Origin of the sequence: Rhodococcus sp. NyZ502 (genome assembly GCF_041464245.1) — a bacterium.
In the GTDB taxonomy this organism is placed as follows: Bacteria; Actinomycetota; Actinomycetes; order Mycobacteriales; family Mycobacteriaceae; genus Rhodococcus_F; species Rhodococcus_F qingshengii.
In genome coordinates this window covers 116,159-129,774 of record NZ_CP167155.1, presented here as the reverse complement: position 1 = coordinate 129,774, position 13,616 = coordinate 116,159, and the positions used below count along the sequence as shown (strand labels likewise).

Here is a 13,616-nt window from a genome sequence, read left to right as displayed (position 1 = left end):
TAGAGTTCGACTCTAGAGTTAAACTCTAATCATGACTGAGGTTCTTCGGGAAGACACGTCGGCGCGGCGCAAGATCATCGAGGCAGCGCGTGAGGTTTTTGTCGATCCCGGCTACGCGGCCGCCACGATCAAGCAGCTTGCCGCGGCGGCGGGCGTGTCGGTGCAGAGTGTCTATTTCGTGTTCGGCAACAAGCCGAGCGTGCTGTCAGCACTACTCGACGTGGCCGTTGCGGGCGACGAGGAAAAGACGGCAACTCTCGACCGTCCGTGGGTGGCGGCAGCACTCGGCGCCCCACATCCACTCGGACAACTCCGGATTCAGGTTCACCACGGACGGCTCATTCTGGAACGCACCGCAGACATCCTGCTGGCACTGCGGGCCGCCGCTTCCGCCGACGAGGACGCCGCCCGTCTGTGGCAAATCAACCGCACTCAGAGACGCACGGTGCAGGAACATCTGATGGTCGGCATCGTCGAAAAAGCGCCAACCGTCGACCTCGAAACAGCTGTGAACGTCGCACTCACGCTGCTCAGTCCCGAGACCTACACAGACCTCGTGGTCGGCGCGGGTTGGACCGGCCAACAGTACGAAGAATGGGTGGTCAACACCCTTGCCGCCACCCTCGGCCTGGACCGAACCGTCAAATCCCGGAAGTAGCTGGGATTACTTGGTGGGCTTGTCGTCGATGTGCCGTGGGTTGTTCCACAGGCGCTCCGTCAGATCGTGGAGGACGGCAAGGGTGATCGTGTCGTCGTCCCGTCGGAGCAGAGACTGGCTGACCGTCGCGCGCACCAACGTGGAGTCGGAGTGCACGAACTCCTTGACCGAGCCCGGCTCGGAACTCAGTTCACGATGGGCCTGCTCTGCACTGACGTCGTCGGCATCCTTGTCGTAGAGGATGTCCTGCAAACGCAACGCCGAGACGGCCTTCTTGGGATATCCCAGCATGTCAGCGAAGGACGGATTGGCAAAAACGATGCTGCCGTCGCGGTGAACGGCCATGACCGGCACCGGAAGCCTGTCGAGGAGAATCAGGGCAGGCATCTGCTCCAGATCCGCAATCGGCGATTGTGGCGGCTGCGCAACGTTGCGGCGGCGTTCCATAACACGTCCTCTCAAGTTGCCCGAGTCGACAACAGTCTAACTGCCCAGCAAATCGCGGGTTGACTTCCCGCCCGGATGCAGTGACGAATGCCCGAATCGTGCCCGCCTGAGTCACGCCGCGAGCGCCTCCTGATCCTCCGCCAAGGAACCGTCAACAACACGATAGACAGTATCCATCCGAGACAGGTGACTTCGGTCGTGTGTCACGAGAAGGGTTGCCGCCTCGCGTTCCCGCACCACGCCGATGATCAGATCCATGACAGCGGCACCGCGCTCCTGATCGAGCGCACTCGTGGGCTCGTCGACCACGAGAAGCTGCGGATCGTTCATCAATGCTCGCGCGAGATTGACGCGCTGTCGCTGCCCGCCCGACAGCTGGGACGGCCGTTTTCCGCTCTGATCCGCGAGCCCGACAGCGTCCAGCAAATCCATCGCTTTTGATTTCACGGCCTTGCGACGGGCCCGTGACGTGAACACGGACTGCCCCAGATGCGCCATCACCTCGAGCTGCTCCAGTGCAGTCAGCGAAGACACGAGGTTCGACTGTTGGAAGACGATGCCGATCGACGAGCGTCGCAGCTCCGACGCCGCCCGCCGACTCAGCGCAGCGATGTCGGTGCTGCCTTCCGGCGTCCGGAGATAGACGTGCCCGGAATCCGGACGGATCAGCGTCGACGCCACCGCCAACAGGCTGGACTTGCCCGAACCCGAGGGCCCGGTGATCGCGGCGATCTCGCCGCGGTGCAGTCGCAGAGACACGTCGTCCAGCGCCGTCACCCGCGATTGCCCATCGGGAAACGTCAGATCGACGTTCTGGATGTCGAGAACTGTGGTGCCGGTTGTCATGGTCATCGTGCGCTCCCCAATGCTGTGAGTGGATCGGTGGTCGAGAGGAATCGAAGTGCAAAGGCCGCGCCGAGCAGACCGAGCCCGATCAATGCCACGGCAGGTACGACGGTGGTGGATGCGTCCAGGACAAACGGCATGGCGTCACCGATCAGCGATCCGGCCACGGCCGTCAGCCCGATTCCGACGGTGACACCGGCAATCAGAACGATGAGCGCCTGACCCAGTGCGTCGCGCACCAGCGAACCGGTAGTCGCACCGAGCGCTTTCAGCGTCGCGATGTCCGGAGTTCGCTGGATCGTCCACACCGTGAAGAACGCACCGATCACCAGGGCTGAGATCGCGAACAACATGAGCGTCATCAACGTCAACGACCCGTTCTCCGACTTGTACGAACCGATCGCGTCGAGCGAACCGCTGACCGTCGTCGACGTCGTCGCAGCCGCCTTGTCCGTTGCGGAAGCGTCGGAGGCTCCGGTGACAGCCAGTACTGTCGCAACTCCGCCGCGTGGATTGGCCGCCTGCCAGTCGTCGAGCGTCATCCAGACGACGGGCGAATGGCTGTACCAGTCGTCACCGCGAACGGCGCTGACGGTGAACTGCTGCGTACCGACACTCACCTGATCGCCGGCGCCCGCCCCCAGATCGCGGGCGGCACCTTCGCTCAACACCACCGTGCCTGACACCGACGGCGTCACGTCACCGAAACCGCCATCAGCGCCGAACAGGGCCACCGACTTCTGATTTCCGTCGGCCAATCCCGCTTTCCCGCGACCGATTCCGATGGGATCGACGTCCTTCGACGTGGAGGTCCAAGCGTTGACCTGGTCCTGCGTGAGCGCCGACTCGTCGAACGACGCCCCGGCTCCGGTGTCGGCGAACACCACCGTGTCGGCATTCATGGCCTCGATGGCCGACACGTTCTGATGGCGAAGTCCTGCAGTCAACCCGCTGAGAAAACTGACCAGAAGTGCAACCAACAGAACCACGACGGAGATCAGCGCGAAACGACCTCGCGCTGCCCGTAAGTCCCTCATTGCGACAAACACTGTGAATTCCTTTCCTGTGCTTGCCTCTACGCTCTCGCGGATGCAGACTCTTTCCATCGCACCTCGGATCGACATTCCAGCGCTCGAAAGAACCATCCCGGTTTACAACTTTTGATGGATGAACCAGGCCCGAACCTCGCTAAGCTGGGCGAGATGCACCGATCTCCGCTCACGCCTGTCTTCGCCGGCCTACAACTGGGCCTGCATGTCCTTGTCATGGCGCTGGCCGGTGTGGTGTTTCTTCGAGCGCTGATCGACGAATCCGACCTGACCGCAACAATCATCGCGTTGGCCGTGATCTTTGTTGCCGTCTATCTTTTCGGGGTCGCCAAAAGGCTGCGCGGCAACGCTGCCCGCTGGTGGCTGGCCGTGCTGACCCTCGTCTGGATCGCGACGATGGCGGTATCCGCCGACGCCGCCTACCTCGCGTTCGGACTCTTCTTCCTCTATCTCCATATTCTGCGACGCCCCTGGAGTCTTCTCGCCGTCACCGCGGCAACGGCTGTCGCCGTGGTCGGCACCGGCCTGCATCGTGGATGGACGATTGCCGGCGCCGTCGGCCCGATCATCGGCGCTGCCGTAGCGGTTGCAATCGGCCTCGGATATCAAGCGCTGTACCGCGAGGCAGCCGAGCGCGGTCGTCTCATCGACGAGTTGATGAACACCCGTGAAGAATTGGCGTCGACGTCTCGCGATGCCGGAAAATTCGCGGAACGTGAAAGACTCGCCGCCGAGATTCACGACACCGTGGCCCAGGGACTTTCGAGCATCCAGATGCTCCTTCACGCTGCCGAACGCGCCGATCCGGACAGCCCGGCCATCCGTCAGATCAGCCTCGCACGGGAAACTGCCGCGGACAGTCTTGCCGAAACCCGCCAACTCATAGCCGAATTGACGCCCGCGGCCTTGGACGGTCAGTCGCTCGCCGACGCGCTTCGTCGAATCTGCGAACGCGCGAGCAGTCCTGAACTGGAAGCGCGCTCCGTCGTCGAAGGCGAGGCAGTGCGGCTGCCGATGCCCCTCGAAGCAACATTGGTGCGCATCGCTCAGGGCGCGGTGTCCAATGTTCTCCGCCATGCCGATGCAACCAGAATGGCTGTGACACTGACCTATTCCGACGACACCGTCAGCCTCGACGTGGTCGACAACGGTCGCGGCTTCGACGTGGCAGTTCTCGAACGTGGCCCGGCGGAATCTTTCGGCCTCAATGCAATTCGCCGGCGCGTCGAACTGCAGGGCGGGATCTTCTCCATCGAGTCCGAGCCGGGACACACGGCCGTCGCAGTGACGTTTCCTCTCGAAGTCGGCGAACCGTGATCCGCCTGCTGCTCGCCGACGATCACGCGATCGTGCGCGCCGGGCTACGAGCGCTGCTCGAAAGCGAAGCCGACATCGAGGTAGTCGGCGAAGCGGGCACCGCCGAGGAAGCCATAGCCTTCTGCGCCACCACGCCGGTCGACCTCGTGCTCATGGACCTGCGATTCGGCCCCGGGAAGACGGGCGTCGACGCCACCCGCGCGGTGTGCGCGCTTCCGAATCCGCCGCACGTACTCGTCGTGACCAACTACGACACGGATGCAGACATCTTGAGCGCTGTCGAGGCCGGGGCCAGCGGGTACTTACTCAAGGACACACCACCGGTCGAGTTGCTGTCAGCCGTCCGCGCCGCTGCGAGCGGGGACAGCGTTCTCTCCCCCGCCATCGCGTCGAAGCTCATGACTCGGGTACGCAAACCCGAAACCAGCCTCAGCCCAAGGGAAATCGAAGTTCTGAAGTTGGTGGCGGCGGGTCGCTCCAACCGAGAGATCGGCAAAGAACTGTTCCTGAGCGAGACCACGGTCAAATCGCACCTGGTCCACATCTTCGGCAAGTTGGGAGTGAAGTCGCGGACGTCGGCGGTAGCTCGTGCGCGTGAGTTGGGTTCAATCTGACATTTGCCCGAATTGTCGAAAGTAGCTGGACAGCAGCAATTTTCGCCTGCGATTCTCTTGTGTTCGAAATTTTGTTCGATTAAACTTTGAGCATGGACAGTCGGGAAGCGTGGCAACTGGATGGCGAGGACCTCAAGAGTGAGGTTCTCGATCTGGTGCGCGCCCGACACGAGTTGCAGTCGCGGATGGTGTTGCTGATCGTGGAGATGTTTTCCCGGGACGTTCTTGGCGGGAAGGGTTTTCGGGCGATCGCTCAGTGGTTGCATGGTTCGACGAATCTGGAGATCGGTGAGTGCAGTCTGCTGGTCGGGTTGGCGCGGTTGTTGATGCTCGAACCTGTTGTCGGCGATGCGTTTCACCGCGGGGATGTTGATGCGTTGAAGGCGCGGCAGGTGGCGTCGTTTTGTCAGCATCCGCCCAAGAACATGACCCCGGCGGATGTGGACAAGGCCCGCGGGATCCTGCTTGGCCTGGCGTCGAAGAACATCGCGGATTGTGATGCGGTGCGGGCGGCGATCCGGCGGATCGAGAAGCAGTACGGAAAACGCGAGGACGGCGTTCCGGTCGGTGAGGATTCGGAGCGGAATGAGTTCTACGCCTCGAAAGGCTTGTACGGGCGGGTCACTGTGAAGGGTGACTTGGATGCTGTCAACGGGGCCCGTCTGATCACGTTGTTGTCGAGCCTGTCTGCGCCGACGCCGGAGAAGGACGGCGTCAAGGACACCCGCACGCCGGCGCTGCGGCGGGCGGATGGGTTCTGCGAATTGTTGCGCCGGTACGAGCGGGCGGGGTTGGGCCCGATCGAGGGCGGAGTGAAACCGCACATCACGGTGACTGCGTCTGCGAAAGACATGACGGACCTCAAAGCCTTGAAGGATCTACTGCCGTCGACTCAGGAACTGGGTTTCGCGTGGACGGATTGGGTGGGCCCGATCAGTATCGATACTGCGCGGATGTTGGCGTGCGACTGCACGGTCACGCGAATTTTGTTGGATGAGAATGGTGTTCCGCTCGACTGCGGTAAGGAAGCGAGAACGGCGACGGTTCCGCAGCGGCGGGCGTTGGCGGTTCGTGATGGTGGGTGTGCGTTTCCGGGGTGCGGGACACCGTCGGGGTGGTGCGATGCCCACCATATTGTTCACTGGAACGATGGCGGCCCAACGGATCTCGACAATCTGATCTTGTTGTGCGGTCATCACCACCGGACGCTGCACCACACGGAGTGGCGGGTGGAGATCGGTCCCGACCGAAAAACAGTGTTCTACCCACCCATGTCGATCGATCCGTATCAACAGCCGATCGGCGGGTACAGCCCACCGACAGCGGCGTGAACCGACATAACTGAAAAGGCCAGCGTGTGCACCGGGGAAGAATCATGCCCCGGGGCATACGCTGGCCTTTTCGGCTGCGCTCGATGTCCGTCTTGCGACAGCATCTGTCTCCACTTCGACACGCCGGACCCATAGGGTCGAGGCATGTCTTTCTGCGAACCCGCCCGCGTTGTCACCGTCACGTCCCTGACCCCGCACATGCGGCGAATCAGCATCGAGGCAGAAGGCGACTGGCACTGGCCGACCGGCGGACAAGGCGACGAGCGCATCGACCTCGCGTTCCCGAAACCCGGTGAAACAGAAGCAGAATACGACTACTTCAACAATCCCGACTACGGCAAGGCCGATCTCGGAACCGAGCCACCGTGGCGGCACTACACCGTGCGCAAGGTGCACGACGGCGGCCGACGTCTGGACATCGACTTCGTCGTGCACCCTGGCGGTATTGCAGCGGATTGGGCCCTGCGGGCCGAACCAGGTCACCTACTAGGCGTCTTCTGGTCGGACAGTTCGCGGTCCCACTACCAAGCACCGGCGGGTCCTCGCTGGCAGCTGCTGGTCGCAGACGCCACGGGTCTCCCCGGACTGGGCAGGATTGTCGAAGAACTTCGTGAAGGCGATGTCGCACAGGCGATCATCGAGGTCGAAACCGAAGAGGATCGACAGGAATTTGTCACTCGCGGCGACGTCACGTACACGTGGCTCGTGGGGAGTGGCCTCGGAAAGGCGCCGAGCGCGCTGTTCGAAGCTGTGGAGAAGGTCGAGTTTCCCGAATCCGAATCGGCCGACGTCTACGCGTGGGTGGCGTGCGAAAGCGCAACCAGCCGTCGTATTCGTAAGCATCTGAGGGAAGTTCGAGGAATAGCTCGCGACAAGCACAATGTTGTCGGGTACTGGCGAGAGGGCGCCGACGGCCACGTTTCCGGCATGAACAGCGAGGAAGTCACCGTCGGCGCCTGAGCGCCGTGATCACTCTGCCGGCAGCGTGTCGGTAGATTCTGTGTGAGCCTGCTGCGCGTCAGCCGACTTTTCCGCCAGCATCTCGAACAGTGCTCGGCGTGCCTCGGCGAGAATTGCCTCGGCCTTGGCTACCTGCTCGGCGGTCCCACCTGCGGCTACCGCGACAGCGGCACCTCGGAGTAGGCCCATCGCGGGACGGAGCGCTGCGCCGGCGTCACCGAAACCCGGCCGACCGTGTCCGCGCTGGTCAAGTCGACCGCGCCGGCCTTCGGGGCGTCCTTCTGCTCGGTCTTCGAAGCGACCCTCGGGTCGCTCGCCCTCGAATCCTCGACGGAAACCGTGTCCACGATGCGGGCCTCGGCGGCCATGCTCGCGACGTTCTTGCATTTCTGGGTTGTTGTGTGGGGCGTACATGTTGTCCTCCTGGACTGTCTGTGTTTGTTTGACGTATCGACGATATATCGACAATAGATCGAACGCAAGAGTTCGTAGAATAATTCCCGCACCCTCGTCCGGATACGCTGAAGCCGTGAACACGGATCTACAAGCCCAGGCCGCGGACGCCCTACGCCGCCTCGCACTCGACGAATCCCTGAAAGAACGCACCATGGCGGACGCTGCGACGGCAGCACTCGCACGGAAAGTCGCCGCTCGCTACATCGGCGGCGAAACCATCGACGACGCTTTCGACCGACTCCCCTCGATCTTCGCGCGAGGACACAAGGCGAGCATCGAATACACCGGGGAAAGCGTCCGGGATCCCGAACTCGCGAACGCCGAAACCGATGTGTTCGTGGAATTGGCGGAACGGATCGGAACGTCGGGCGTCGACAGCACCGTGTCGTTCGACCTCTCGCACATCGGCTTGGTGATCGATCCAGAGCAGTGCTTTCGCAATGTCGTGCGCCTGGCCGAGACCACTGAACGCGCCGGTGCTGAGCTGATCATCTCCGCCGAAGCGTCCGACCGCACCGACCTGGTCCTCGACATGCACGCGCGACTGGCCGAGCGGTTCACTCACGTGGGGATCACCGTTCAGGCCCGACTGCACCGCACGGCAAAGGATCTCACCGCTCTGCTGGACCGACCCGGTCGCATCCGTCTCGTAAAGGGCGCCTTCCTCGAAGCCGAGTCCGTCGCCTACCCACGCGGTAGTGCCGAACTGCGCAGCGCGTATCTCGACTACGCAGCCCGAATCGTCGACTCGGGTCACCAGGTCTCCATCGCGACACATGACCGCGACATCCTCGAAGCACTACGCGCCGAACATGATTCGAAGCTCAGAGGCGAGCACGTCGAGTTCGAGATGCTGCTCGGCCTCGGCACCGAGCAACTGGACGCACTCCGAGGAGCGGGCTTCACCACACGCGAATACGTCATCTTCGGAACACAGTGGTGGCTGTACGTACTCAATCGCATCGCCGAAGAACCGGAGCGTGTCTACACCGCGCTCATCGACGCTGCGCTCATCAGCACTGCAAACTAGATCTCCAACAACAGAAGTGGGACCGCACTCGAATCGAGTGCAGCCCCACTTGTGTCAGTTTCTAGCTCTCCAGAAACGCCTTGATGCGCGCCAGGGTGGTTTCCATTCCGGTCTGCATCAGCTGATCTCGACCCCGACCGAGTAGGCCGCTACCCGACATCATGCGCACGTAAAGCGCTGGCGTCGCATAGATCTCACGAGTCTCGGTAAGCACGGTGCCCGTTCCCGAAGGCTCGAGCACATAGGTCCACCGCGCTTTCGGCTCGTCCGATTCGAAGGAGAACCTCCGGCAGTCGACCACGTCGACCACCGTGCAGTGCGTGCTCCACCGAATCAGACCATGCTTGTTGGTGCCCTTGAACCTTGCACCCACAGTGCCCGGAGTTCCGGAAGTCCATGTTCCACCGGTATTTTCAGGGCTGAAGCGACCCATACCTTCGATGTCGCTGACAACCTTCCACACCGATACCGGCGTTGCCTCGATGTACGCGCTGGCGGTTTCCACCCGTTACCGGCCCGGAACCCAGGACATGATCTTGATGGCGTGAGGCATGAGCTTTGCCCACACCTTGGCCGGAAGTCCGCGCGGTCCACCGAGATTCATGACGCGAGTGGTGGCAACGGTCTGCGGTTCGGTGTACTTGATCAGCCCCTCGGCGCCGTGACGACGACCGACGCCCGAGACACCCATACCGCCCATCGGTGCTGCGGTGCTGCCCCAGGTGGGTGCGTAACCCTCGTCGACGTTGACGGTGCCGGCGTGGATGCGCGCTGCGATGGCTTCGCCGGCAGCCTTGCTTCCCGCCCACACACTGGCGTTGAGGCCGTACTCGGTGTCGTTGGCCGCAGCGATGGCCTCTTCGACGTCCTTGACGGGGTAGATCGAGACGAGCGGCCCGAAGGTCTCGTCGCGGTAGCACTCGGCGTCTTCGGGAACCCCGGTGAGCAGGGTGGGCTCGTAGAACAGCGGTCCGATGTCCGGCCGAGCCTTGCCACCGGCAATGACGGTGGCGCCCTTGACCACTGCGTCGTCGACATGAGCGGAGATTGCCTTGACCTGCGCCTCGGAGACGAGGCTGCCCATCTCGATTCCGAATTCGTATCCGGCGGCGAGGTTCATCTTCTTGACGCGGTCACCGAACATGCGGATGAACTCGGGTGCGATGGACTCTTCGACGTAGATGCGCTCGATGGAGATGCACAGCTGACCGGAGTTGGAGAAGCACGCACGCACAGCGGCGTCGGTGACCTCGCGTAGGTCTGCGCCGGCGGCAACGATCATCGGGTTCTTGCCACCGAGTTCGGCGGAGAAGCCGATCAGTCGACGGCCGGCCTGCTCGGCGAGGAGCTGACCGGTCGCGGTGGAACCGGTGAACATGAGGTAATCGGTGTTCTCGACCAGGGCGGTGCCGACGACGGAGCCCGGCCCGGGAACCACGGCGAAGAGGTCGCGAGGCAGACCCGCCTTGTAGAGCAGTTCGACGCAGGCGAGCGCGCAGTACGGCGTCTGGCTGTCCGGCTTGAGGACAACGGCGTTACCGGCGAGCAGCGCGGCGATGGCGTCGGACACGGCCAGCGTCATCGGGTAGTTCCACGGCGAGATGACGCCGACTACACCCTTGGGCTGGTAGCGGACGACGGTCTTCGTCAGACCCGGGAGCATGCCGGAGACGCGACGCGGGCGCAGCAGCTTCGGCGCCACACGTGCGTAGTGACGCGACGTCATCGAGATGTCGAGGACTTCTTCCTGAGCTGCGGTACGCGACTTTCCGGTCTCGGCCTGAGCCATGTCCATGAGGGCGTCGCGGTTCTCGAGGATGAGATCGCGGTAGCGGTGGAAGACGGCAGCGCGGTCGAGGACGGAGCGCTTGGCCCATTCCTTCTGGGCGACGCGGGCACGGGCGATGGCCGCAAGTGCGTCGTCGGCGGTGCCGACGGGGATGGTCGCCAGCTCCTTGCCGGTGAACACCTCGGTGATGGACTTCGTCGGGCGATCGGCAACATTGTCGATGGCGATCAGATCGGCGAGCCGCGAGAAGGTCGCAGCGGACGGAGCAGGCATTTCAGTACCCCTACTGGTGAGTAGTTCTTGGAGTTACACACAACTTACCCCGTCGGTGGTACCGATCACAGTGCCGAATCAGACAGAGTCAACCAATACTGCCTCTTTCGGACGTTTTGCGATCAACAACGACATGACTGCGGCGATCGCGCAGAGCGCGCCGGCCACCAAGAAGGCAGCGTCGTACGAGCCGATCTGATCACGAACGAGACCGGCCAAGAAGGCCACCAGACCCGCACCGATCTGGTGCGATGCCAGCACCCAACCGAACACGATGGGGGCGTCGGCGCCGAAGTGTTGACGGCACAGCGCGACGGTCGGCGGAACCGTCGCCACCCAGTCGAGCCCGTAGAAGATGACAAACGCGATCATCGGCGGATTCACGGTGTTGGCGAGCAGCAGCGGCAGGAAGAGCAGCGAGATTCCGCGGAACAGGTAATAGATGCCGAGAAGTTTTCGCGAGTCCATCCGGTCGGTGAACCAACCCGAAGCAATGGTGCCGACCATGTCGAGGATTCCGATCAACGCCAACAGGGACGCGGCAGTCGTGATCGGCATTCCGTGGTCGTGCGACGCCGGGACGAAGTGCGTGCCGATCAGGCCGTTGGTGCTCGCGCCGCAGATCGCGAAGGTACCGGCGAGAAGCCAGAACACCTTGGTCTTCGACGCCATCACCAGCACCGAGATCGCCCGGCCTCCGGCACCGCCGCGCTGGTAGACAGGCTTGGCTGCTGGGGCGTAATCGGCGGGCGCTCCGTAAGGCGTCGTACCCACGTCTGACGGATAGTTACGCAGGAACAGCAGAACGAACGGCACAACGGCCAGTGCGGCAAACGAAACTGTGAAGGCGACGCTCTTCCAGTCGTACGTTTCCGCGATCTTCGCCAGGACCGGAAGGAACACCAGCTGACCGGCAGCACCACCGGCCGTCAGGATGCCGGTCACGAGACCACGCTTCTCGACGAACCAGCGATCGACGACGGTGGCGACAAACGCCAGCGCCATCGAACCGGTACCGAGACCGACGAAGACACCCCACAGCAGAATGAGCTGCCAACTCGAGGTCATGAAGATGGTGAGACCACTGCCGAGCGAGATGAGCGCCAACGCCGAGGTGACGACCGCCCGGATACCGAACCTCTCCATCAGGGCAGCAGCGAACGGCGAGGTCAACCCGTACAGAATCAGGTTGACCGAGACGGCCGCCGAGATGCTGGCGCGCGACCACCCGAAATCTTCGTGCAGCGGATCGATCAGCACCGATGGGGCAGCGCGGAAGCTCGCCGCACCGACCAACGCCAGGAATGCCACGATCGCGACGGACCAGGCGCGGTGAAAGCGCGGCGGGCTCACCTGCTGTTGGCCTGATTCGGGGAGAGCGGTCTCAGAAGTCACAGAGAGAATTCTGCAGTTCGGATTCGATCGAGAACAGTGGCCAGATTGCCAATATATGAAAGAATCAAGCCATGTCTGGTCCGCATCGCGTCGTCGTACTGGCTCTGAATGGAGTCATTCCCTTCGAACTCGGCATCCCGGCGCGCATCTTCGGACGTGCCCTCGACGTCGAGGATCGGCCGCTGTACGAGATCCTGACGTGCACCGTCGACGGCAATCCCGTGCAGACCGACGCAGACTTCAGCATCTCGGTCGACCACGGGAGCGAGTTGCTCGCCACCGCCGACACCGTCGTCATCCCCGCGTCGTACGAGTTGGGTCCGGCCTACGAAGACGGCTACCTCTCCCCCGAGTTGGCCGCAGCTTTCCAACACATCCGGCCGGGCACTCGGCTGGTCTCGATCTGCACCGGGTCGTACATCCTCGCCGCGGCGGGTTTGCTCGACGGACTCCGCGCCACGACGCACTGGCGCAACACCGACCATTTCCAGCGTATCTATCCCAAGGTGAACGTGGATCCGGACGTGCTGTTCGTCGACGAAGGCCACATCCTGACCTCGGCCGGGGTGGCGTCGGGAGTCGACCTCTGCCTGCATATCGTCAGGCGTGACCACGGCATGGAAGTGGCGAACACCGTCGCGAGGCGTTGCGTCGTACCGCCGTGGCGCGACGGTGGCCAAGCTCAGTACATCCGACGCCCCCTGGCCGACAAGCCTTCGGAATCGACTGCCGACGCTCGGCACTGGGCCCTCGAACATCTCGACGACCCGATCACCCTGGCGGACCTGGCGACGCGCGCCAACATGAGCGTCCGCACGTTCAGCCGTCGATTCCGCGACGAAGTCGGAACCACACCGAACCGCTGGTTGACCAGCAGACGCGTCGATCGGGCGCGGGAACTACTGGAGGAATCCGATCTGTCGATCGATGCGATTGCTGCTCGAACCGGCTTCGGGACTGCGACATCCATGCGTCAACACATGAACGAGGCCCTCGGCGTTTCACCGAGCGCCTACCGACGCACGTTCAAGGCACCGGTGTAAGCGGCAGTACCAGGCACTATCCTGGATGCCATGGCCGAACAGACTCGCCCGAACTTTCCTCAGTACTGCGGATACCTCCTGGGGAAGACGCTCCCCGACCGGTACCAGGACTGGGTGCGGAACGATCTGGTCGGACCGGGTGCCCAGGCCCGCTACATCATCCGCTTCACCGTGCCGGCGACGCTGATCCTTCTGCTGTTCCTCTTGATTCCGGGACCGATCTGGATTCCCTTGGCCATGATGGCCTTGTTGCTCATCCCGCTCGCGTACTTCGTCGTGGCGCTCGGGACCATCTACCGCCGTCACCGCCTGCTGAGCCACGGACTCGATCCCGAACTGCTCGACGAGAAGGCCCAGCGCCGTGCCGATCGCACTCGCGAGGACTACGAGAAGCGGCACGGTCGCTGA

15 protein-coding genes are annotated in these 13,616 nt (G+C 63.0%); 8 read left to right on the top strand and 7 right to left on the bottom strand.

Features of this window, described 5'->3' with window-relative positions; all coding sequences use genetic code 11:
• The first annotated feature begins 31 nt into the window (after positions 1–31).
• Positions 32–658 carry a TetR/AcrR family transcriptional regulator gene (locus ACBG85_RS00650; RefSeq protein ID WP_003943606.1) on the top strand — a complete coding sequence of 209 codons (627 nt, stop codon included), beginning with the start codon at positions 32–34 and terminating at the stop codon, positions 656–658.
• 6 nt (positions 659–664) lie between these two features.
• Here the strand turns inward: ACBG85_RS00650 and ACBG85_RS00645 are convergent, their stop codons facing one another.
• The 3 genes from ACBG85_RS00645 to ACBG85_RS00635 form a co-directional block, all read right to left on the bottom strand.
• Positions 665–1,105, bottom strand: a complete 441-nt coding sequence (locus tag ACBG85_RS00645; RefSeq protein ID WP_003943598.1) for a PAS domain S-box protein — start codon at positions 1,103–1,105, stop codon at positions 665–667.
• Positions 1,106–1,216: 111 nt separating this feature from the next.
• Positions 1,217–1,957, bottom strand: a complete 741-nt coding sequence (locus tag ACBG85_RS00640; protein WP_003943539.1) for an ABC transporter ATP-binding protein — start codon at positions 1,955–1,957, stop codon at positions 1,217–1,219.
• Positions 1,954–3,000, bottom strand: coding sequence for an ABC transporter permease (locus ACBG85_RS00635; RefSeq protein WP_372025812.1), 1,047 nt, complete (start codon positions 2,998–3,000; stop codon positions 1,954–1,956). The genes ACBG85_RS00640 and ACBG85_RS00635 overlap by 4 nt, the downstream gene beginning before the upstream one ends.
• A gap of 114 nt (positions 3,001–3,114) precedes the next feature.
• Between ACBG85_RS00635 and ACBG85_RS00630 the strand changes: the two genes are divergently transcribed.
• The 4 genes from ACBG85_RS00630 to ACBG85_RS00615 all read left to right on the top strand — a co-directional run bounded on the left by ACBG85_RS00630 (position 3,115) and on the right by ACBG85_RS00615 (position 7,222).
• Entirely contained in the window at positions 3,115–4,317 is a 1,203-nt protein-coding gene (locus ACBG85_RS00630; protein ID WP_042453291.1) for a sensor histidine kinase, read from the top strand.
• The gene (locus tag ACBG85_RS00625; protein WP_003943536.1) at positions 4,314–4,931 is read left to right on the top strand and encodes a response regulator transcription factor; all 618 of its coding nucleotides are present in this window, start codon (positions 4,314–4,316) and stop codon (positions 4,929–4,931) included. Before ACBG85_RS00630 ends, ACBG85_RS00625 begins: the two co-directional genes overlap by 4 nt.
• Before the next feature lie 92 nt (positions 4,932–5,023).
• On the top strand, positions 5,024–6,262 hold the full coding sequence (locus tag ACBG85_RS00620; RefSeq protein ID WP_372025810.1) for a DUF222 domain-containing protein: 1,239 nt from the start codon (positions 5,024–5,026) through the stop codon (positions 6,260–6,262).
• A gap of 144 nt (positions 6,263–6,406) precedes the next feature.
• Positions 6,407–7,222 carry a siderophore-interacting protein gene (locus ACBG85_RS00615; RefSeq protein WP_064113849.1) on the top strand — a complete coding sequence of 272 codons (816 nt, stop codon included), beginning with the start codon at positions 6,407–6,409 and terminating at the stop codon, positions 7,220–7,222.
• Positions 7,223–7,231: 9 nt separating this feature from the next.
• Here ACBG85_RS00615 and ACBG85_RS00610 read toward each other — a convergent pair whose 3' ends face one another.
• Positions 7,232–7,636 carry a hypothetical protein gene (locus ACBG85_RS00610; protein WP_372025808.1) on the bottom strand — a complete coding sequence of 135 codons (405 nt, stop codon included), beginning with the start codon at positions 7,634–7,636 and terminating at the stop codon, positions 7,232–7,234.
• A 115-nt stretch (positions 7,637–7,751) separates the two neighbouring features.
• On the opposite strand from ACBG85_RS00610, the gene ACBG85_RS00605 reads away from it, so the two are divergent.
• Positions 7,752–8,708: a proline dehydrogenase family protein gene (locus ACBG85_RS00605; protein WP_064688029.1), complete on the top strand. Its 957-nt coding sequence runs from the start codon at positions 7,752–7,754 to the stop codon at positions 8,706–8,708.
• A 61-nt stretch (positions 8,709–8,769) separates the two neighbouring features.
• Here ACBG85_RS00605 and ACBG85_RS00600 read toward each other — a convergent pair whose 3' ends face one another.
• The 3 genes from ACBG85_RS00600 to ACBG85_RS00590 form a co-directional block, all read right to left on the bottom strand.
• Positions 8,770–9,213, bottom strand: a complete 444-nt coding sequence (locus tag ACBG85_RS00600) for an SRPBCC family protein (protein ID WP_372025806.1) — start codon at positions 9,211–9,213, stop codon at positions 8,770–8,772.
• 3 nt (positions 9,214–9,216) lie between these two features.
• The gene (locus tag ACBG85_RS00595; protein ID WP_003943578.1) at positions 9,217–10,770 is read right to left on the bottom strand and encodes a succinic semialdehyde dehydrogenase; all 1,554 of its coding nucleotides are present in this window, start codon (positions 10,768–10,770) and stop codon (positions 9,217–9,219) included.
• A gap of 78 nt (positions 10,771–10,848) precedes the next feature.
• Positions 10,849–12,165, bottom strand: coding sequence for an MFS transporter (locus ACBG85_RS00590; RefSeq protein WP_047272696.1), 1,317 nt, complete (start codon positions 12,163–12,165; stop codon positions 10,849–10,851).
• A 71-nt stretch (positions 12,166–12,236) separates the two neighbouring features.
• Between ACBG85_RS00590 and ACBG85_RS00585 the strand changes: the two genes are divergently transcribed.
• Together ACBG85_RS00585 and ACBG85_RS00580 are read left to right on the top strand one after the other, a co-directional pair.
• Positions 12,237–13,208, top strand: coding sequence for a GlxA family transcriptional regulator (locus ACBG85_RS00585; RefSeq protein WP_372025804.1), 972 nt, complete (start codon positions 12,237–12,239; stop codon positions 13,206–13,208).
• A 30-nt stretch (positions 13,209–13,238) separates the two neighbouring features.
• Positions 13,239–13,616, top strand: a complete 378-nt coding sequence (locus ACBG85_RS00580; RefSeq protein ID WP_003943558.1) for a DUF5313 family protein — start codon at positions 13,239–13,241, stop codon at positions 13,614–13,616.

Bases quoted from the DNA above. Each gene is read 5' to 3' on its own strand.
- ACBG85_RS00630 (WP_042453291.1), top strand. From the start codon at position 3,115: ATGGATGAACCAGGCCCGAACCTCGCTAAGCTGGGCGAGATGCACCGA.
- ACBG85_RS00610 (WP_372025808.1), bottom strand. From the start codon at position 7,636: ATGTACGCCCCACACAACAACCCAGAAATGCAAGAACGTCGCGAGCAT.
- ACBG85_RS00595 (WP_003943578.1), bottom strand. From the start codon at position 10,770: ATGCCTGCTCCGTCCGCTGCGACCTTCTCGCGGCTCGCCGATCTGATC.
- ACBG85_RS00580 (WP_003943558.1), top strand. From the start codon at position 13,239: ATGGCCGAACAGACTCGCCCGAACTTTCCTCAGTACTGCGGATACCTC.
- ACBG85_RS00585 (WP_372025804.1), top strand. From the start codon at position 12,237: ATGTCTGGTCCGCATCGCGTCGTCGTACTGGCTCTGAATGGAGTCATT.
- ACBG85_RS00650 (WP_003943606.1), top strand. From the start codon at position 32: ATGACTGAGGTTCTTCGGGAAGACACGTCGGCGCGGCGCAAGATCATC.
- ACBG85_RS00620 (WP_372025810.1), top strand. From the start codon at position 5,024: ATGGACAGTCGGGAAGCGTGGCAACTGGATGGCGAGGACCTCAAGAGT.
- ACBG85_RS00645 (WP_003943598.1), bottom strand. From the start codon at position 1,105: ATGGAACGCCGCCGCAACGTTGCGCAGCCGCCACAATCGCCGATTGCG.
- ACBG85_RS00640 (WP_003943539.1), bottom strand. From the start codon at position 1,957: ATGACCATGACAACCGGCACCACAGTTCTCGACATCCAGAACGTCGAT.
- ACBG85_RS00615 (WP_064113849.1), top strand. From the start codon at position 6,407: ATGTCTTTCTGCGAACCCGCCCGCGTTGTCACCGTCACGTCCCTGACC.